The sequence below is a fragment of the Mycobacterium sp. IDUB_37 genome (assembly GCF_055419245.1).
This window is the reverse complement of the sequence record NZ_JBVAXG010000003.1, coordinates 430,211-448,366: the sequence shown is the minus strand read 5'-3', so window position 1 is coordinate 448,366 and position 18,156 is coordinate 430,211. Positions and strand designations below refer to the sequence as shown.

General features: G+C 64.5%; 19 protein-coding genes. 15 read left to right on the top strand and 4 right to left on the bottom strand.

Annotation, left to right across the window (positions count from 1 at the left end):
* Positions 1–119 precede the first annotated feature (119 nt).
* Positions 120–1,448, top strand: coding sequence for a cytochrome P450 (locus ACZY1I_RS12740; protein WP_463754758.1), 1,329 nt, complete (start codon positions 120–122; stop codon positions 1,446–1,448).
* On the opposite strand, the gene msrA is transcribed toward ACZY1I_RS12740, so the two are convergent.
* A complete protein-coding gene (gene msrA, locus ACZY1I_RS12735; RefSeq protein ID WP_463754756.1) occupies positions 1,405–1,959 on the bottom strand; it encodes a peptide-methionine (S)-S-oxide reductase MsrA in 555 nt (184 codons plus the stop codon). The two genes, ACZY1I_RS12740 and msrA, sit on opposite strands and share 44 nt — an antisense overlap.
* 129 nt (positions 1,960–2,088) lie before the next feature.
* Between msrA and ACZY1I_RS12730 the strand changes: the two genes are divergently transcribed.
* From ACZY1I_RS12730 to ACZY1I_RS12715, 4 genes are read left to right on the top strand one after another with little or no spacing between them, the layout of a single operon-like run.
* Positions 2,089–2,595: a nuclear transport factor 2 family protein gene (locus tag ACZY1I_RS12730; protein WP_463754755.1), complete on the top strand. Its 507-nt coding sequence runs from the start codon at positions 2,089–2,091 to the stop codon at positions 2,593–2,595.
* Complete coding sequence (locus ACZY1I_RS12725) at positions 2,592–3,608, top strand: NAD-dependent epimerase/dehydratase family protein (protein ID WP_463754754.1); 1,017 nt, start codon at positions 2,592–2,594, stop codon at positions 3,606–3,608. The genes ACZY1I_RS12730 and ACZY1I_RS12725 overlap by 4 nt, the downstream gene beginning before the upstream one ends.
* A gap of 19 nt (positions 3,609–3,627) precedes the next feature.
* Positions 3,628–4,452 (top strand): class I SAM-dependent methyltransferase, encoded by an 825-nt coding sequence (locus ACZY1I_RS12720; RefSeq protein ID WP_463754753.1) that lies wholly within the window; start codon positions 3,628–3,630, stop codon positions 4,450–4,452.
* 36 nt (positions 4,453–4,488) lie between these two features.
* On the top strand, positions 4,489–4,863 hold the full coding sequence (locus ACZY1I_RS12715; protein WP_463754752.1) for a DUF427 domain-containing protein: 375 nt from the start codon (positions 4,489–4,491) through the stop codon (positions 4,861–4,863).
* Here ACZY1I_RS12715 and ACZY1I_RS12710 read toward each other — a convergent pair.
* Positions 4,860–5,204, bottom strand: a complete 345-nt coding sequence (locus ACZY1I_RS12710) for a nuclear transport factor 2 family protein (RefSeq protein WP_463755111.1) — start codon at positions 5,202–5,204, stop codon at positions 4,860–4,862. The genes ACZY1I_RS12715 and ACZY1I_RS12710 overlap by 4 nt on opposite strands.
* 125 nt (positions 5,205–5,329) lie before the next feature.
* Here ACZY1I_RS12710 and ACZY1I_RS12705 point away from each other — a divergent pair, with 125 nt between their 5' ends.
* The gene (locus ACZY1I_RS12705; RefSeq protein WP_463754751.1) at positions 5,330–6,241 is read left to right on the top strand and encodes a DNA-3-methyladenine glycosylase family protein; all 912 of its coding nucleotides are present in this window, start codon (positions 5,330–5,332) and stop codon (positions 6,239–6,241) included.
* Positions 6,242–6,327: 86 nt separating this feature from the next.
* Complete coding sequence (locus ACZY1I_RS12700) at positions 6,328–6,870, top strand: Dps family protein (RefSeq protein WP_463754750.1); 543 nt, start codon at positions 6,328–6,330, stop codon at positions 6,868–6,870.
* 19 nt (positions 6,871–6,889) lie between these two features.
* Here the strand turns inward: ACZY1I_RS12700 and ACZY1I_RS12695 are convergent, their stop codons facing one another.
* A complete protein-coding gene (locus ACZY1I_RS12695) occupies positions 6,890–8,326 on the bottom strand; it encodes a chloride channel protein (RefSeq protein ID WP_463754749.1) in 1,437 nt (478 codons plus the stop codon).
* 74 nt (positions 8,327–8,400) lie between these two features.
* Between ACZY1I_RS12695 and ACZY1I_RS12690 the strand changes: the two genes are divergently transcribed.
* The 8 genes from ACZY1I_RS12690 (at position 8,401) to ACZY1I_RS12655 (ending at position 16,375) form a co-directional block, all read left to right on the top strand.
* Complete coding sequence (locus tag ACZY1I_RS12690) at positions 8,401–9,417, top strand: pirin family protein (RefSeq protein WP_463754748.1); 1,017 nt, start codon at positions 8,401–8,403, stop codon at positions 9,415–9,417.
* Positions 9,365–10,000: a TetR/AcrR family transcriptional regulator gene (locus ACZY1I_RS12685; protein WP_463754747.1), complete on the top strand. Its 636-nt coding sequence runs from the start codon at positions 9,365–9,367 to the stop codon at positions 9,998–10,000. Before ACZY1I_RS12690 ends, ACZY1I_RS12685 begins: the two co-directional genes overlap by 53 nt.
* 63 nt (positions 10,001–10,063) lie before the next feature.
* Complete coding sequence (locus ACZY1I_RS12680) at positions 10,064–10,996, top strand: class I SAM-dependent methyltransferase (protein WP_463754746.1); 933 nt, start codon at positions 10,064–10,066, stop codon at positions 10,994–10,996.
* Positions 10,993–11,934, top strand: a complete 942-nt coding sequence (locus ACZY1I_RS12675) for a class I SAM-dependent methyltransferase (protein ID WP_463754745.1) — start codon at positions 10,993–10,995, stop codon at positions 11,932–11,934. Before ACZY1I_RS12680 ends, ACZY1I_RS12675 begins: the two co-directional genes overlap by 4 nt.
* On the top strand, positions 11,934–12,875 hold the full coding sequence (locus ACZY1I_RS12670; RefSeq protein WP_463754744.1) for an SAM-dependent methyltransferase: 942 nt from the start codon (positions 11,934–11,936) through the stop codon (positions 12,873–12,875). The genes ACZY1I_RS12675 and ACZY1I_RS12670 overlap by 1 nt, the downstream gene beginning before the upstream one ends.
* Before the next feature lie 144 nt (positions 12,876–13,019).
* Positions 13,020–14,474: an aldehyde dehydrogenase family protein gene (locus ACZY1I_RS12665; protein ID WP_463754743.1), complete on the top strand. Its 1,455-nt coding sequence runs from the start codon at positions 13,020–13,022 to the stop codon at positions 14,472–14,474.
* A 43-nt stretch (positions 14,475–14,517) separates the two neighbouring features.
* Positions 14,518–15,378, top strand: coding sequence for an SDR family NAD(P)-dependent oxidoreductase (locus ACZY1I_RS12660; protein WP_463754742.1), 861 nt, complete (start codon positions 14,518–14,520; stop codon positions 15,376–15,378).
* A 28-nt stretch (positions 15,379–15,406) separates the two neighbouring features.
* On the top strand, positions 15,407–16,375 hold the full coding sequence (locus ACZY1I_RS12655; protein ID WP_463754741.1) for an NADPH:quinone oxidoreductase family protein: 969 nt from the start codon (positions 15,407–15,409) through the stop codon (positions 16,373–16,375).
* Here ACZY1I_RS12655 and ACZY1I_RS12650 read toward each other — a convergent pair.
* Entirely contained in the window at positions 16,364–18,124 is a 1,761-nt protein-coding gene (locus tag ACZY1I_RS12650) for a PE family protein (RefSeq protein WP_463754740.1), read from the bottom strand. The two genes, ACZY1I_RS12655 and ACZY1I_RS12650, sit on opposite strands and share 12 nt — an antisense overlap.
* Positions 18,125–18,156: the final 32 nt, after the last annotated feature.

The following is an 18,156-nucleotide window of genomic DNA, read 5'->3' as shown; positions in this document are numbered from 1 at the left end:
GAGTCAAACCGCTTGTCAGCTCTGGTACCACAGAGTACCGTACTGGGAAAGCCTTTGGTACACCGCAGTACCAACCCGTCTGGGGGTACGCGGGGGCGTATGGAGGGAGTCGCATCCACATGAGCCAAGCAATCGCGCCGGCAGCGGCCGCAACGCTCACGGCCAAGTTGCCGCCCGCGAGCCGAGTGCCGAAACCGTTGCAAGTGCTGGGTTTTGCGTTATCGCGCCGAAAGATGATGCAGCGACTGGCCCGCCGTCACGGCGATGTCTTCATGCTGAACATCCCGATGTACGGCCGCATCGTGGTCGTCAGCGATCCGCAGCTGGCCAAACAGGTCTTCACCACCAGCCCGGATGAACTGGGCAATATCCAGCCCAACCTGAGCCGCTTGTTCGGCTCCGGTTCGGTCTTCGGGCTCGAGGGCGAGAACCACCGCCGGCGGCGACGCCTGCTGGCGCCACCGTTCCACGGCAAGAGCATCAAGAATTACGAAACCATCGTCGAGGAAGAGACGCTGCGTGAGACGGCGAACTGGCCTCGGGGCCAGTCATTCGCAACGTTGCCGTCGATGAACCACATCACGCTCAACATCATCCTGCGTGCGATTTTCGGCGCCGACGGCGCCGAACTCGACGAACTGCGCCGGATCATTCCGCCGTGGGTCACGCTGGGCTCGCGGATGGCGGCAGTGCCGCAACCTAAACGGAACTACGGCCGCTACAGCCCCTGGGGCCGGCTTGCCGAGTGGCGGCGCCAATACGACGCAGTCGTCGACAGGCTGATCGACCAAGAGCGTTCCGACCCGAATTTCGCCGAACGCAACGATGTGCTCGCGCTGATGCTGCGCAGCACCTACGACGACGGTTCGGCCATGTCGCGCAAGGACATTGGTGACGAGCTGCTGACGCTGCTGGCTGCCGGGCACGAGACTACCGCGTCCACGCTGGCCTGGGCATTCGAGCGGTTGACCCGACACCCCAAGGTGTTAGCGGCGCTGGTGGAAGAGGTCGACAGGGGCGGCAACGACCTGCTGCACGCGACGATTCTGGAAGTGCAGCGATCCAGGACCGTCATCGATTTCGCGCCTCGGCATGTCTTTCCGGAGTTTTATCAACTCGGTGAGTGGGTCGTTCCGCGCGGATACTCGATCATCGTCAATATCGGCGGAATCCACGACGATCCGGACGTCTACGAGCACCCCGAGCGTTTCGACCCGCAGCGGTTCGTCGGCGGCAAGCCGTCCGCATTCGGTTGGATTCCGTTCGGCGGCGGTACCCGGCGCTGTGTCGGCGCCGCGTTCGCCAATATGGAACTGGAAGTGGTGCTGCGAACAGTGTTGCGCCAGTTCACTATTGAGACAACGACGGCCGAAGATGAGCCGTGGCACTGCCGCGGCGTGGCCTTCACGCCCAAGGACGGCGGCCGGGTAGTGGTGCGCCCGCGCTAGCGGTCGGATCAGCCCGGCGCGGCAGTTTCCAGCCCGGCCGCACAAAGTGGCAGGTGTAGCCGTTCGGGTAGTGCTGTAGGTAGTCCTGGTGTTCGCGCTCGGCCTCCCAGAACGGGCCTGCCGGGCTGACCTCGGTGACTACCTTGCCCGGCCAAAGCCCGGACGCGTCGACGTCGGCGATGGTGTCCAGCGCCACCCGCTTCTGCTCGTCGTCGACATAGAAGATGGCCGACCGATAGCTGGTGCCGCGGTCGTTGCCCTGCCGGTTCTTCGTGGACGGATCGTGGATCTGGAAAAAGAACTCCAGCAGCGCGCGAAAGTCGGTCTTCGTTGGATCAAAGGTGATCTCGACCGCCTCGGCGTGTGTGCCGTGCCTACGGTACGTCGCGTTGGGGACGTCGCCGCCGCTGTAGCCGACCCGGCTCGAGATCACGCCGGGTTGTTTGCGGATGAGGTCCTGCACGCCCCAGAAGCAGCCGCCGGCGAGAATCGCCTTTTCGGTGGTGGTCATGTCTTTGTCCTCGTTTCGCTCAACCTATCGGATCGCAACAACTCTGATTATCCTGATGTTCCCGAAAAGGGTGCGCCACCCAGGCAACGGCCCTCGACAAATCGCAGTAGAACGTGTTCTAGTTTTTGCGTGAGCAGCCCGCAATTCTCCCGTAGCGAACTGGCCGCGGCCTTCGAAACATTCGAGCAGACGGTGGCCCGGGCCGCCGAAACTCACGACTGGGACGCCTGGGTGCAGCACTACACGTCCGATGTTCTCTACATCGAGCACGCGGCGGGCACCATGAACGGTCGCGATGAGGTTCGCACCTGGATTCAGCGAACGATGTCCACGTTCCCGGGCAGCTACATGGTGGAGTTCCCGTCGTTGTGGTCGGTCATCGACGAGTCCACCAGTCGCGTCATCATGGAACTGGACAACCCGATGCGCGACCCCGGTGACGGCAGCGTGATCACGGCGACCAACATCTCGATCATCACTTACGCCGGCGACGGCCTGTGGCGCCAACAAGAGGACATCTACAACCCGCTGCGTTTCGTGCAGGCCGCATTGAAGTGGTGCCGCAAGGCCCAAGAGCACGGCACCCTTGACGAGGAGCCGGCCCGATTCCTGGAGCAGTACGGCGGCATGCAGTGACCGCGAAACCCAAGTTGGTAATTGGCGCCAATGGGTTTTTGGGATCGCATGTAACTCGTCTACTCGTGCAGGACGGCCACGAAGTGCGGGTGATGGTGCGCGCTTCGGCGAATACCCGCTCGATCGACGACCTGCAGGTCACCCGTTTTCACGGGGACGTCTTCGACACCGACACCGTGCGCACGGCGATGCAAGGTTGCGACGACGTGTATTACTGCGTCGTCGACACCCGCGCCTGGCTGCGCGATCCCGCGCCGTTGTTCCGCACCAATGTCGAGGGTCTGCGCAATGTACTCGACGTCGCGAAAGATGTTGATCTGCATAGGTTTGTCTTCACCAGTACCTACGCATCGGTGGATCGCCGACACGGGCAGGTGGCGACCGAGGAAGACCGAATCCCGGCGCATCGCAAGGTCACTCCGTACGTCCAGTCCAGGGTTCAGGCCGAGGACTTGGTGATGCGCTACGTCGCCGACTACGGCCTGCCCGCCGTCGCGATGTGCGTCTCGACGACATACGGCGCGGGCGATTGGGGCCGCACTCCGCATGGTGCCTTCATCGCCGGCACCGTGTTCGGCAAACTGCCTTTCCTGATGAACGGCATCCAACTGGAAGTCGTTGGTGTCGACGATGCCGCGCGGGCCATGATCCTGGCTGCCGAACGAGGCCGCGACGGCGAAAAATACCTCATCTCCGAACGGATGCTGGCGCTGAACGAGGCGGTGCGGATCGCGGCCGATGAGGCCGGGGTGCGCCCACCGCAACGGGCGGTCCCGGTGCCGCTGCTCTATGCCATGGGTGCGCTGGGCAGCCTGCGGGCCCGACTTACCGGCAAAGACGCGGAGCTCAGTCTCGACTCCGTCCGGATGATGCGTGCCGAGGCCGACGTCGACCACAGCAAGGCAGTTCGGGAGTTGGGTTGGCAGCCGCGCCCGGTGGAGGAATCGATCCGGGAGGCGGCCCGGTTCTGGGCGGCGATGGGCAAGACCAGGAAAAATAGCACCGCGAGCTGACGCGAATAAGCTCGCGGCAATGGAACGTGTTCGCCTCGATCAGGGGGTCCTGAGCGGCCCACCGCAGACGATGCTCGCGACGTTGTACGCCAAAGCCCTCGACGCCGACGCGCCCAATTCAATCCTGGGCGACCAGTACGCGAAAGCCGCCGTCGCGCGTATCGACTACGACTGGAACGCAACGACCATTGGCCCGCGCAGAGCCCCTTCGGTCGCGGTGCGCACCGCACATTTCGACAATTGGACCCGACAGTTTCTGGCCGTCAACCCCGAAGCCTCGGTTGTGCACGTGGGTTGTGGGCTGGATGCTCGGGTTTATCGACTAGATCCCGGACCCGGCGTGCAGTGGTACGACATCGACTACCCGGGCGTCATCAGGCTGCGCGGGCAGGTATACCCGGGTCGCGATAACTATCGGATGTTGTCCGCCTCGGTGACCGATCCCGAATGGCTGACCCAGGTGCCGACCGACCGTCCCGCGCTGTTTCTCGGTGAAGGCCTGACGATGTACCTGACCAGGGACGATGGATTGGCCCTACTGCGTCGCGTCGTCGACCGATTTCCCGCCGGTGAGCTGCAGTTCGACGCCTTTAATACGCTCGGGATCCGTTCCCAGGTGATCAACGCTGTCGTGCGCCGCTCCGGTTCTACCTTGCGCTGGGCGATCGACCAGCCCGCCGACATCCTCGACGCAGTGCCGGGTGTGCGCTTGCTGGCGTGGCAATCGGTGTTCGACAGCGACACCTTCGATCAATTATCGGCGGCGGTCCGGTGGATGGGGCGGGCGATGGCGGTGATTCCCGGAGTGCGGAACATGGCGCAGTACCACCGATATGCCTTCTGACGGGAATGCCGGCGCCCAGCCCGCGTTGAAATTGTCATGAGCCACCCGGAAATCAAAGAACCCAACGCCGGACATCCGATCACCATCGAGCCGACGAAGGCGCGGGTCCAGGTCCGCATCAACGGCGAACTGATCGCCGACACCAGCGCGGCGCTGGGCCTGCAGGAGGCCAGTTTGCCTCTAGTGCAATACATTCCGATCGCTGACGTGGTGCAGGAGCGGCTGACTCGAACCGACACCAGCACTTATTGCCCGTTCAAGGGTGACGCCAGCTACTACAGCGTGAAAACCTCTGCCGGCGACACCGTCCAGGACGCGATCTGGACCTACGAGCAGCCGTATCCCGCCGTCGCCGCCATCGCCGGGCATGTCGCGTTCTATTCCAGCAAGGCGGAAATCACCGTCGGCTAGGGAAACATCTTCGCGAACGACTGAGTATCGCTGTATTCGCGCAGCGAAACGATCATCCCGTCCTGAGTCTCGATGATGCAGACGAACGGGCTCTCGTACTTGCTGCCGTCGGAGGCGACGCCTTCCGTCTGCCCTTCGATCACTACCGTTTCGCCTTGGTGGACGCAGCGATAAAGATCTATGTTGACTTCGAAAACTTCTTGGCGCCGCTCGTTGGCGCGGCGCATCGCCGCTTTGTCCATCGCCGTACGGGTGACGATGCTCCAGTAGGTGAAGTCGTCGCTGAGCAGTGCGAATCCCTCGTCGAGATCGCCGCCTTCGCACATGCTCTGCAGAAACATGAATGCCAGTTCGGCTTGGGGGTAGTCGAACGGCGTGGTCACATTGCCATCCTGTCCCGGCGGATAGTTCGCGGTCAATCAAGGCGACTAGTGGCCGGGCCGGGGATGAGGGCAGAGTTGTCGGGGTGACGGCGGCGCGAACGGTGAAATTCCCCGGGACCGTTGCGTTCGGGCATACCTTGGCGCCATTGCGAAGGGGTCGAGGCGACCCTTGTTTTCGGTTCCCCGGCGACGGGGCCATCTGGCGGACCAGCCTGCTCCCCACCGGACCCGTTACGGCACGGATCAGCCGGGTCGGACCCGACTCCGCCCACGGCGAGGCGTGGGGAAGTGGCGCCCAGGAATTCCTCGAACTGCTGCCGGCAATGCTGGGAGCCGACGACGACGACACGGACTTCGTTCCGCACCACCCGACGGTCGAGGCTGCGTACCGCAAAGTCCCCTATTTGCGGCTGGGTCGCACCGGACAGGTGCTGGAAGCCCTGATTCCGGCGGTGATCGAACAGCGGGTGCCCGGCGCCGATGCCTTCCGCTCGTGGCGAGTCTTGGTGACCAAGTACGGGACGCCCGCCCCCGGCCCCGCGCCGGACGGAATGCGGGTGCAGCCGTCGGCGGACGCCTGGCGCCACATCCCGTCCTGGGAGTTTCATCGCGCCAATGTCGACCCGGGACGGGCCCAGACGGTGGTGGGCTGTGCACGGCGCGCATCGTCGCTGGAGCGACTGGGGTCGGTGCCGACGGAGCAGGCCAAGGCGGCGTTGATGTCGCTGCCTGGGGTCGGGGTGTGGACCGCAGCCGAGACCGCGCAGCGTGCGTTCGGTGACGCCGATGCGCTCTCGGTGGGTGATTACCACGTGTCGAAAATGATCGGCTGGACGCTGCTCGGTCATCCGGTCGACGACGCAGGCATGCTCGAGTTGCTCGAGCCGATGCGCCCGCACCGGCATCGGGTGGTTCGCCTGCTCGAAGTCAGCGGGCTGGCCTATGAGCCACGCCGCGGTCCCCGGCTGCCGGTTCAGGAAATCCGTTCGCTGTAGGGGCCGCCTGCGTTGGCGCCGGGTTTAGCGCCGTGTCATCCGGTAACTCGTCTAGGAGAACCGAACACGAACGGAGATGACGATCGATGACGCAGTTCACCATTCCCGGCTTGACCGACAAGCAGGGAGCGCGGCTCGCTGAGCTGCTGCAGAGGCAACTGAGCACCTACAACGACCTACACCTGACGCTGAAGCACGTCCACTGGAACGTGGTGGGCCCCAACTTCATTGGTGTCCACGAGATGATCGATCCGCAGGTGGACGCGGTACGGACTTTCGCTGACGACGTCGCCGAGCGCATTGCGGCTCTGGGCGCATCGCCGGAGGGCACGCCCAATGCGATCATTCGCGACCGGGATTGGGACGACTATTCGATAGGCCGCGACAGCGTACAGGCGCACCTGGCCGCGCTCGACCTGGTCTACAACGGCGTGATCGAAGATATCCGCAGGGCGATCGCCGAGACCGACGAACTCGACCAGGTCACCCAAGATCTGCTGATCGGACAGGCCGGGCAACTGGAGAAGTTCCAGTGGTTCGTCCGAGCGCACCTCGAGAGCTCGGGTGGCAAGTTGGCGCACGAGGGCGCGAGAAGCGAGAAAGAAGCCGCAAGTTCGGTTAGAGGGTAAACGGGCCCCTCAGCGGGTTTCAGGAATCCTGCGGTTCGACCCCGTCATGATGGCTCGCGCGTTCGGCCTCGGCACTCGCCCGGTCTAAGCGTTGCGCCTCGTAGATAGTGACGTCGGTGCGCGACATCAGCAGCGATGCGATGCCAACGGCCAAGATTGCACCCGGCACGACGGAGAACGATCCCGTCATCTCCGCGACCATGATCATGATGGCCAGCGGGGCACGCGCGACGCTGCCGAAACAGGTCATCATGCCGACTACGACGAAGACGCCTGGCTGCTCAGGCACCCCGGGCAGGCCCGCTAGTTCTCCGAGTCGCCAGATCGCCGCGCCGACAAAGGCGCCAATCACGATCCCGGGACCGAACAGCCCGCCCGATCCGCCCGTTCCGATGGACAGCGATGTGGCAATGATCTTGACGATCGGCAGGATCACGATGATCCACAACGGGATCGCCAGCAGCGTCTTCCGGTCGGCGGCCAGTTGCGCCCAGCCGTAACCGCTGCTCAGAATCTGGGGGATCACTAGTCCCAACAGGCCAACCAGCAGGCCGCCTACCGCGGGCTTGATGATCGGTCCGCCGGGGAGTCGGTGGACCAAATCCACCGAGGCATGGAAGACCCGAGCGTAGACGTAGCCCACCGCGGCGGCGATCACACCGATCACCAGGAACCACAACAGCGGTCCGGCCCGTTCGAAGCGGTATTCGGCGTCGATATAGCCGAAAAGCGGGTCGAAGCCCAGAAACGAGCCGAGCACCGCGTATGCCGTCCCGGAGGTGATGAAACCGGGCAACAGGCTGCGATAGTCGAAGTCGTCGCGGTAGGTGATCGAGGCGGCCAGCACCGCCCCGCCCAGAGGCGCGGCGAAAATTGCACCGATGCCTGCCCCGATTCCCAGCGCCACTGCGATGCGGCCATCTTCGTCGGACAAATTCAGCCGGCGGGTCAGTAGCGAACTGAAGCCTGCGGAGATATGGGCCGTCGGCCCCTCGCGGCCCCCGGAGCCACCCGAACCGATGGTCAGGGCGCTGGCCACCATCTTCACCAGCACCGCGCGGCCGCGGATGGCGCGAGGATCGGTGTGCACCGCCTCGATGGCCTCGTCAGTGCCGTGACCGGTTGCTTCCGGGGCCAGTTTGGCCACGATCAGCGCCGATAACAGCGCTCCTCCCGTCGTCACCAACGGAATCGCCCACGCACGGGAGAAACCGGTGGATCCCCGACTACCGCCCTCGCCCAGCGGCGTAGGCACGTGGTAATCCGCCAGGTAGCCGAGCAGGAATTCGCCCGTGTACTTCAGGGCCAGGTAGAAGATGACCGCTCCCAGGCCCGAGATCACCCCGATCGTGATGCCGAGGAGAAGCCACTTGCGTAGGTAGCCCGCGTTCCTGATCGAGGCGCCGAGCCGTCCGCCCGCGGGTTGCGCTGGGGCTTCGTGGGCCTCGTCCGGCATGTCCGGAGGTTAGCAGCTGGAATAAACGGACTCCGGTCCGGTTATACGGATAACTCTAACTTCAGGAGGTAAAGATGCCCGCTATAACTGCAGACACGCTCACCCTGCCGCGAGTGGCAGCGGCTGGACCAGCCGACACCGAGCGTCCGGTCCGATCGATCACCACTGGTCCGCGCGGCTATGAAGGCTTGGGCTTCCCGGTGGTCAGGGCTTTCGCCGGGGTCAGCACCGCCGAACTGGACCCATTCATACACATGGACCAGATGGGCGAGGTGAACTACGAACCGGGCGAACCCCGCGGTACCGACTGGCATCCGCACCGCGGCTTCGAAACCGTCACCTACATGATCGATGGAAAATTCGCTCACCAGGACTCGTACGGCGGTGGCGGCCTGATCGGCGATGGCGCGACGCAGTGGATGACTGCGGGTTCGGGGATATTACATATCGAGACTCCGCCTGTCGAGATGGTAAATAGCGGCGGACTCTTCCACGGAATCCAGCTGTGGGTGAACCTGCCCAGGCGGGACAAATTCAGTACGCCGCGCTACCAGGCCATCGAAGGCGGCGACGCGGTGCTGCTCTCGTCCGACGACGGCGGCGCGCTGCTTCGCGTCATCGCCGGCGAGATCGACGGACACCGCGGACCCGGAGTCACCCACACGCCGATCACGATGGCTCACGCCACGATCGAAAATGGTGCGCAGCTTAATATTCCGTGGCGCCGCGACTTCAACGCGCTGGTGTACGTGTTGTCCGGGCAGGGAACCGTGGGTGCGGCCGGGCACCCAACCAAGCAAGGCCAGCTAACAATTTTCGGCCCGGGCGACAGGCTGTCGATCGCCGCCCGAGGTGCCGTTCTAGAGGTATTGATTCTGGGCGGATTACCGATCAGAGAGCCGGTTGTGCACTACGGACCGTTCGTGATGAACTCTCGAGCCGAGATCATCGAGGCGCTCGAGGACTATCAAGCAGGAAAGTTCCGTAGCAATCCGCCGAATGCTTCGCCGGTGGATCAAGGGATGGCACACTCTACTAATGCGACAACTGGCAAGTCGCGGTCCGGGGCGTCCTCCGGCGGCGAAAGCTGACGAGACGCGCAAGCGCATTGTGCGTGCAGCGCGTCAGGTATTCAGCGAGCGCGGCTACGACGGGGCGACTTTCCAGGCGATCGCAGTCCGGGCCGATCTCACTCGACCGGCGATAAATCACTACTTCGCGAGCAAACGGGTGTTGTACACCGAGGTCGCGGACCGGACTAACGAACTCGTCGTCGATGCGGGCATCGACCGGGCGCGCGGTGAAGCGACGTTGATGAACCGGATCGAGGCTTTCATCACCGTCGCGATGGAGGTGGACACGCAGAATCCGAGTACGGCGGCGTTCCTGGCCACCGCCGTACTGGAGTCCCAGCGACATCCAGAATTGCGGCGCACTGAGAACGACGCGATACGGACCAGTCGGGAGTTCCTGATCGAGGCGGTCGGTGATGCCGTCTCGAGCGGCGAACTCTCCGTCAACACCGACGTCCCGGCGTTGGCTGAGGCATTGCTGCTGATGCTGTGCGGTGTGGGGTTCTACGCCGGCTTTGTGGGCAGCTATCAAGACGTCCAGAACATCATCGAAACGCTGCGCCGACTGATCGCCGGCAGCTTGTGGAAGTCCGGCGTCTAACGGGCAGTGACCTGGTTCACAAATCGCATAGCCTGCCTAACTTTTAGGTAATATGGGCGGGTCATGACTGATCTCGACTCGCCTTCCTTGCGCACTGCCGGCGACAGCTGGCTCATCACTGAAAGTGTCGGTGCCACCGCGCTGGCGGTCGCAGCGTCCCGGGCGGTGGAAACCGCCGGGTCGAACCCGCTGATCCGGGACGAATTCGCCGCCCTTCTGGTCTCGTCGGCCGGTGCCGCGTGGGCCCGGTTGGCCGACGCGGAGATGGCCTGGCTCGACGGTGACCAGCATGGGCAGCGGCTGCACCGGATCGGTTGCGACTACCAGGCCGTGCGCACCCACTATTTCGACGAGTTCTTCGCTTCGGCTACCGGCGCCGGCATCCGGCAGGTCGTGATCCTCGCCGCCGGGCTGGATTCCCGCGCCTACCGCCTGTCCTGGCCGTCGGGAACTGCGGTCTACGAGATCGACCAGCCCAAGGTGCTGGAGTACAAGGCGGAGACCCTCCAATCGCGTGGCGCCCTTCCCTCGGTGAACCGGCACGCCGTCGCGGTAGATCTGCGCGACGACTGGCCGGCAGCGCTGATCGCCGCGGGTTTCGAGCCCGGCCAACCGACCGCGTGGCTGGCCGAGGGCTTGCTTGCCTACCTGCCCAGCGACGCCCAAGACCGGCTCTTCGAGATGTGCACGGCGCTCAGCGCACCCGGCAGTCGCATCGCCGTCGAGGCGTTCACCATGACCATCAACGGCAACAAGCAGCGCTGGAACCGGATGCGCGACCGGCTGGGGCTGGATGTGAATGTCGAGGCCCTCACCTATCACGAACCCGACCGCTCCGATCCCGCGCAGTGGCTGGACGAGCACGGCTGGCACGTGCACAGCGTGGCCAATCACCAGGAGATGGCCCGACTGGGCCGCCCGGTACCCGACGACATGGTGGCAGAGGCGATCAGTTCCACGCTGATCTGGGGCCACAGAGCAGGAGTACAGATATGAGCGGATTGCGCAGCCACGACGACACCTGGGACATCAGGAGCAGCGTGGGCACCACGGCCGTGATGGTGGCCGCCGCCCGCGCCGTCGAAACTGAGCAGCCTGATCCGCTGATCCGTGACCCGTACGCCAAATTGCTGGTGACCAACGCCAATGCCGGTGTCTTGTGGGAGGCCATGCTCGATCCGGCGGTCGCGGAAAAAGTGCAATCGCTGGACGCCGAAGCCGCCGCGATGATCCAGCACATGCGCGGCTATCAGGCTGTGCGGACGAACTTCTTTGACACCTTCTTCCGGAGCGCCACCGCGGACGGGATCCGGCAGATCGTCATCTTGGCTTCTGGCCTGGATTCGCGCGCCTACCGACTGGACTGGCCGGTCGGCACCACCGTGTACGAGATCGACCAGCCCCAGGTGCTCGAGTACAAGTCGACCACCCTGGCGGACAATGGGGTGACCCCGGCGGCCGACCGGCGTGCGGTGGCCATCGACCTGAGGCAGGACTGGCCGGCCGCGCTGCGCGCCGCAGGCTTCGACACGACGGCGCGGACCGCTTGGCTGGCCGAGGGGCTGTTGATGTACCTGCCGGCCGAGGCGCAGGACAAGCTTTTCACCCAGGTCAGCGAGCTCAGCCCGGCTGGAAGCCGGATCGCCGCCGAAACCGCGGCCAACCACGCCGACGAGCGTCGACAGCAGATGCGGGAGCGGTTCAAGCAGATCTCCGAGCAGATCGGTCTGGAAGAGAGCATCGACGTCGGCGAGCTGATGTACCGCGACGAGCACCGTGCGCCCGTCGCCGACTGGCTCAACGAGCACGGCTGGCAAGCCTCAGCCCAGAGCTCCGCGGACGAGATGGTCCGGTTGGACCGCTGGGTCGCCGAAGTGCCGATGGCCGACGACAAGGAAGCATTCTCCGAGTTTGTGACGGCGGAGCGACTGTAATGGCACGCACCGCGGACGACTCCTGGGACATCGCAACCAGCGTCGGAGCCACCGCGGTGATGGTCGCGCTGGCGCGAGCCGCCGAGACCGCCAGTGCCGACCCGCTGATCTCCGATGAGTTTGCCGAGCCACTGGTCTCGACGCCGGATCTGGCGGGCGTCCGGGAGCAGGTGGCTGCGTGGTGGGCCGGTCCGGATCCGGGCGACAAGACCGATGCGGACATCGCCGGCGTGGCTATTGATGCCCAGCAGATGATCAACTACCAGGCCGTGCGCACCCATTTCTTCGACGCGTACTTCGCCGACGCGACCGCGTCCGGTGTCCGGCAGGTCGTGCTGCTGGCCGCCGGCCTTGATGCGCGCGCCTATCGGCTGGCCTGGCCCGCCGGCACCACCGTGTATGAGATCGACCTGCCCAAAGTGCTGGACTATAAGGCCGAGACGCTGGCCGGCCACGGCGCCGCACCACGCGCTGATCGTCGGGCGGTGGCCGTCGACCTGCGGCATGACTGGCCGCAGGCGCTGCGCGACGCCGGGTTCGACGCCACCCGCCCGACGGCGTGGCTCGCCGAGGGGTTGTTGCCGTTCCTGCCGGGTGCGGCGCAAGAATCCATGTTCGCTCACATCGACGCGCTGAGCGGATCGGGCAGCCGGGTGGCAATCGAGAACTTCGGGGTGGACAAAGAGCGCCGGCGCGAAGCCGAGGAAAAGTGGGCTGAGCTGCAGGCCAAGCGCGAAGCGCGCGGCGAGGACACCTCGTTCAACCCGTTCGACCTGTGGTTTGACGACGAGGGCCGTCCCGATGCCGTCGAATGGTTCACCACGCACGGCTGGAACACCGAACAGGTGAGCGCTCGCGAGGAGGCCACGCGCCTGGGTCGACCGCCGCAATCGGAGGACCGCCCGTTCGCAAACGGCTTCGTCACCGGTATCAAGTCCTGAGAAGTTGGTATCGGCGAAGCACGTTGTCCTGATCTTTCCTGTTGCCGTCCTATTGCGGTTTGGGACGGTTGACTAGGATCGCGGTATCACCCACGATCGTCCGCGCGCAAAAAGCTGCGGGCGCCTGGGGAAGGAAGGACAACGATGACCACCGAATCCCCACCCAAGGCCACTACAACATCTGCCGGCGGGCCGGCAAACGGACAGACAGCTCCAGCAGCGGTTGCCGCTGACACCGTCGCCCGACTGCGCAAGACCTTCGCTAGCGGACGCACCCGCAGCTACGAGTGGCGCAAGAACCAGTTGCAGCAACTGGTGAAGCTGGTCGAGGAGAACGAGGCCGCGATCGGCAAAGCGCTGGCCGAGGACCTGGATCGCAACGAGGTCGAGGCGTTCATCGCCGACATCGCCACCACCGCGGGCGAAGCCAAGTACGCCGCCAAGAAGCTGCGTAAGTGGATGCGCCGCAAGTACCTGCTGCTGGAGGCGCCGCAGCTCCCCGGCCGGGGCTGGGTGGAGTACGAGCCCTACGGCACCGTGCTGATCATCGGCGCGTGGAATTACCCGTTCTACCTGACCTTGGGCCCGGCGGTCGGCGCAATCGCCGCCGGCAATGCCGTCGTGCTCAAGCCGTCGGAAATTGCTCCGGCGTCCTCACGACTCATGGCCGAGCTGGTACCCAAGTACCTGGACAAGGACGCCATCGCGGTGGTCGAGGGCGACGGCGCCACTACGCAGGAACTGATCAAGCAGGGCATGGACCGCGTCTTGTTCACCGGCGGCACCGAGATCGGTCGCAAGGTGTACGAGGGTGCGGCCAAGCATCTGACCCCGGTGACACTCGAACTCGGCGGCAAGAGCCCGGTGATCGTCGCCGCGGACGCGGACATCGACGTCGCCGCCAAGCGGATCGCCTGGATCAAGATCCTCAACGCCGGTCAGACCTGCGTGGCACCGGACTACGTGCTGGCCGACGCGGAGATCCGCGACGAACTCGTCGAGAAGATCGGCGCCTCCATCACCAAGTTCCGGTCGCAGGAGAACCAGGATGGGATGCGGATCGTCAACCAGCGTCAGTTCGACCGGTTGAGCGGATACATCTCCGATGCGGAAGGCGACGGGACGGCGCAGGTCGCGGTCGGTGGCAAGTGCGACGCTTCCACCTTGCGCATTCAGCCGACCGTGGTCGTCGACCCGGATCCGGAGGGGCCGTTGATGCAGAACGAGATCTTCGGGCCGATCCTGCCGGTGCTCACCGTCAAGTCGCTGGATGAAGCCATCGAGTTCGTCAATGCGCGGCCCAAGCCGCTGTCGGCGTACCTGTTCACCAAGACGAAGCAGACTCGTGAACGGGTCATCAAGGAAGTCACGGCAGGCGGCATGCTGATTAACCACCTGGCCTTCCAGGTGTCGACCGCCAAGTTGCCGTTCGGTGGCGTCGGCGCCTCAGGAATGGGCGCTTACCACGGAAAATGGGGATTCGACGAGTTCAGCCACCGCAAGTCGGTGCTGACCAAGCCGACTCGCCCCGACTTCTCCGCCATGATCTACCCGCCGTACACCGAGCGGGCCTTCAAGCTGGCCCGCAAGCTTTTCTAGCCCATCTATCCCAACCGTTTATTGCGTTGCAGAGAGGAAGCTGATGCCCGGAGTGCAGGATCGCGTCGTCGTCGTTACCGGAGCAGGTGGGGGATTGGGTCGTGAATACGCCCTCACTCTCGCCCGGGAGGGTGCCAGCGTCGTTGTCAACGACCTCGGTGGCGCTCGCGACGGCACGGGCGGCGGATCGGCGATGGCCGACAAGGTCGTCGCCGAGATTCGGGACGGAGGAGGCCGCGCGGTCGCGAACTACGACAGCGTGGCCGAGGCCGATGGCGCGGCCAACATCATCAAGACGGCGCTCGACGAGTTCGGTGCCGTGCACGGTGTGGTGAGCAACGCCGGCATTCTTCGGGACGGCACCTTCCACAAGATGACGTCGGAGAACTGGGACGCCGTGCTGAAGGTGCACTTGTACGGCGGGTACAACGTCATCCGCGCCGCGTGGCCGCACTTCCGCGAGCAGAGCTTCGGCCGCGTGGTCGTTGCCACCTCCACCAGTGGGCTGTTCGGCAACTTCGGTCAGACCAACTACGGCGCTGCCAAGCTCGGCCTGGTGGGCCTGATCAACACGCTGGCGCTGGAGGGGTCCAAGTACAACATCCACTCCAACGCCGTGGCGCCGATCGCGGCCACCCGGATGACCGAGGACATCATGCCCAAGGAGGTGCTGGACAAGCTGACGCCGGAGTTCGTCGCGCCGGTGGTGGCCTACCTGTGCACCGAGGAGAATCCCGACAACGGATCGGTTTTCGTGGTCGGCGGCGGCAAGGTGCAACACGTTGCGTTGTTCGGCAACGAGGGCGCCAACTTCGACGCACCGCCGTCGGTGCAGGATATTGCGGACCAGTGGGGCGAGATCACCGACCTGTCAGCCGCCAAAAAAGCTGGATTCAAGCTTTAAGCGCTGCAGCGAAAGCTTCTTGTCGTAAATGAAAGCCGCAGTAGTACAAGAGCTTTCGGGACCGTCCGGCATTGTCTATACCGATATCGCGGACGTACCCGATGGCGGTGGCAAAATCGTCATCGAGGTACGTGCCGCAGGGGTGTGTTTTCCGGATCTGCTCCTGACCAAGGGCAAGTACCAACTGAAGTTGCCACCGCCATTCGTGCCGGGCATGGAAACCGCCGGCGTGGTGCGTTCGGCACCCGCCGACTCGGGTTTCCGAGTGGGCGAACGAGTTTCGGCGTACGGCGTGCTCGGTTGCTATGCCGAGCAGGTGGCCGTGCCGGCCTCCCATGTGATCCGTAGCCCGGCCGAACTCGATGACGCCGAAGCGGTGTCACTGCTGGTCAACTACAACACGATGTATTTCGCGTTGGCCCGGCGCGCCGTGCTGCGCCCGGGGCAGACGGTGCTGGTGCTCGGTGCGGCGGGCGGAGTGGGAACTGCCGCCATTCAGATCGCCAAGGCGATGGGCGCCAGCAAGGTGATCGCGGTAGTGCACCGCGAAACCGCGATGGACTACGTCACCGCGCTCGGCGCCGATCATGTGCTGCGCCTAGCCGCCGGCTGGGTCGAGCAGGTGCATGAATACACCAACGGCCAAGGGGTGGATATCGTCGTCGATCCCATCGGCGGCAAGACCTTCGACGATGCGATTCGCGCGCTGGCCATCGACGGCAAGTTGCTGGTGATCGGCTTCGCGGCGGGCAGCGTGCCCACGCTCACCGTGAATCGACTGCTGCTGCGCAACATCGGTGTGCTGGGCGTCGCCTGGGGGGAGTACCTCAACAAGGTGCCCGGGTCCGCGGTGCTGTTCTCGTCAGGCCTCAACCAGCTGGTCGCGCTGGGCCTGAAACCGCCTCCGCCGCAGCGTTATCCGTTGTCCGAGGCGCCGGCGGCGTTGCAGTACCTAGATGACGGCGGCGTGCTCGGCAAGGTGGTGTTAGAGCCCTAGTAGGCCGGTTGATTGGGTCGGGGGTGGTGTCGCCGTCCAGGCGGCGGCGATCTGGGATGCAGCGTGCTGCAGGACTCGAACCTCGAACCCGGCGAAGAGCGTATACATTCCGACATTGGCGGAAATCGGAGCGCCCAGGGCGTAAACCAGGCCGCCGGCGACGTCTCCGTCGATCATCTGCTCGACGCCGTCCAGGAAGAGGTTGACGTTGTAGGACGGCAGCGACGTCAACGCGGCATTCACAATGTCGACCGTGGGCAGCGCCGCGGCGTAAGCCGCCGACGTAGACGTCGTAATGCCATTGATCACATAGCTATTCGCCGACTGCAGTGCGCCGATCAAGCCTTCCGGTGAGGACACCGCCGTCGTCAGGGTGGGCAGCACCCCAGACCCGGTAGTGGCCACCGCTCCCAGCGTCGATGTCAGCTGAGCGGGAACCGTGGTCGGCAGGTTGGCGAAGTGCGGCGCTACCTCGGTGCGAAGGCTGGTGTTGAAATCGATGACGCCCTCTTGGGCGCCGGTGCCGAACGCGGCGAGGATCTCGCCTGGCGGAACCGGCGGGATCACGCCGAATCCGGTGGCGACATTGGGCGGATCGGGTGACCAGCCCTGGGTGGTGCTGCCGTAGCCCAAGTTGACGAGGACTCGCATGTCGGGCTCGATCAGGGCTGCCAGCGGACTTCCGATCACCGGTATGGCACGCAGCGGCGACAGCAACGGGAGATGCTCGGTCGGAATGATGAAGTACTGGGACTGAGTGGGGCCCACCGTATTCGTCAATTCGACGGCGGTGCCGCCCATGCTGATCGGCGTCAACTGCTGGGGGGTGAGGAACGGATAGTGGCCGTGCAATTCGATGATGCCCAGGAACGCATTGACGTCGGCAAACACATTGAGCGGGTATTGCGGGAAGTCGCCGAAGCCGTCGTACTCGATTGTGTAGATCTTGGTGGGGAAGGAATTGCCCGGGGTCGCGGTGCCGAACAGGTCCAGTCCCAGACTCGGAAGGCTCAGACCGGGGAATCGGGACAGTAATCCACCGTTGGGATTGGCGGGATTTCCGACGAGGGTGAAGTTCAGTCCCTGGATGGACGTGCCGAGCGGATACGGCAGATTAAGGGGGTTGAGCGCTGCCATTTCCATCGACGCGATGACCGCACTCTGGGAATAGCCGAACACGTTGGCGGAGATATAGCCGGGGGAGGCAATCGCCGAATTAATTGCGTCGTTCAGGATCGTGACGCCCTGCGCCGCCGACACGTCGAAAGTCAAAGACTTGACGCCGGTGAGCGGATATAAGCCCTCGGGCGTATTGATGCCGATGTTCAGGCCCGCCGGGAAACCGAACAATGCCGGGATTCCGTCTATGTACTCCTGCGACGGTATGGGATATCCGCTGGCGCCCAGGATCAGGTTGTTGACCGCCGCTGCGGCACCGATTCCGCCGCCACCGCTCAACAGCGATTGGATCGCTGTTTCAGTCTGCGCATACGCGAGCGCTCCGGCGGCCACCTTCTGGGCGAACTGTTGTTGCAGCGAGCCGACCGGGCCGACGACCGTCTGATACTCCGTTCCGTACGTGCCGAAGAGGGCCGCGACCGCTTGGGACACTTCGTCGGCGGCGGCCGCCGCCAAGCCGGTGGTCGGGAGCGTCGCAGCGGCGCTGGCCGCTCCGATCGCCGAACGAATCTCCTCCAAACTTGCTGCCGCAGTTGCCATTAGATCCGGCGATACGGTCAAGTAAGACATCCGGCCCATCCTTTACGAAGAGGCCCCCCGGG

Bases quoted from the DNA above. Each gene is read 5' to 3' on its own strand.
- ACZY1I_RS12675 (WP_463754745.1), top strand. From the start codon at position 10,993: ATGAGCGGATTGCGCAGCCACGACGACACCTGGGACATCAGGAGCAGC.
- ACZY1I_RS12720 (WP_463754753.1), top strand. From the start codon at position 3,628: ATGGAACGTGTTCGCCTCGATCAGGGGGTCCTGAGCGGCCCACCGCAG.
- ACZY1I_RS12660 (WP_463754742.1), top strand. From the start codon at position 14,518: ATGCCCGGAGTGCAGGATCGCGTCGTCGTCGTTACCGGAGCAGGTGGG.
- ACZY1I_RS12670 (WP_463754744.1), top strand. From the start codon at position 11,934: ATGGCACGCACCGCGGACGACTCCTGGGACATCGCAACCAGCGTCGGA.
- ACZY1I_RS12710 (WP_463755111.1), bottom strand. From the start codon at position 5,204: ATGTTTCTGCAGAGCATGTGCGAAGGCGGCGATCTCGACGAGGGATTC.
- ACZY1I_RS12650 (WP_463754740.1), bottom strand. From the start codon at position 18,124: ATGTCTTACTTGACCGTATCGCCGGATCTAATGGCAACTGCGGCAGCA.
- ACZY1I_RS12740 (WP_463754758.1), top strand. From the start codon at position 120: ATGAGCCAAGCAATCGCGCCGGCAGCGGCCGCAACGCTCACGGCCAAG.
- ACZY1I_RS12690 (WP_463754748.1), top strand. From the start codon at position 8,401: ATGCCCGCTATAACTGCAGACACGCTCACCCTGCCGCGAGTGGCAGCG.
- ACZY1I_RS12655 (WP_463754741.1), top strand. From the start codon at position 15,407: ATGAAAGCCGCAGTAGTACAAGAGCTTTCGGGACCGTCCGGCATTGTC.
- msrA (WP_463754756.1), bottom strand. From the start codon at position 1,959: ATGACCACCACCGAAAAGGCGATTCTCGCCGGCGGCTGCTTCTGGGGC.
- ACZY1I_RS12665 (WP_463754743.1), top strand. From the start codon at position 13,020: ATGACCACCGAATCCCCACCCAAGGCCACTACAACATCTGCCGGCGGG.
- ACZY1I_RS12700 (WP_463754750.1), top strand. From the start codon at position 6,328: ATGACGCAGTTCACCATTCCCGGCTTGACCGACAAGCAGGGAGCGCGG.
- ACZY1I_RS12685 (WP_463754747.1), top strand. From the start codon at position 9,365: ATGCGACAACTGGCAAGTCGCGGTCCGGGGCGTCCTCCGGCGGCGAAA.
- ACZY1I_RS12680 (WP_463754746.1), top strand. From the start codon at position 10,064: ATGACTGATCTCGACTCGCCTTCCTTGCGCACTGCCGGCGACAGCTGG.
- ACZY1I_RS12715 (WP_463754752.1), top strand. From the start codon at position 4,489: ATGAGCCACCCGGAAATCAAAGAACCCAACGCCGGACATCCGATCACC.
- ACZY1I_RS12695 (WP_463754749.1), bottom strand. From the start codon at position 8,326: ATGCCGGACGAGGCCCACGAAGCCCCAGCGCAACCCGCGGGCGGACGG.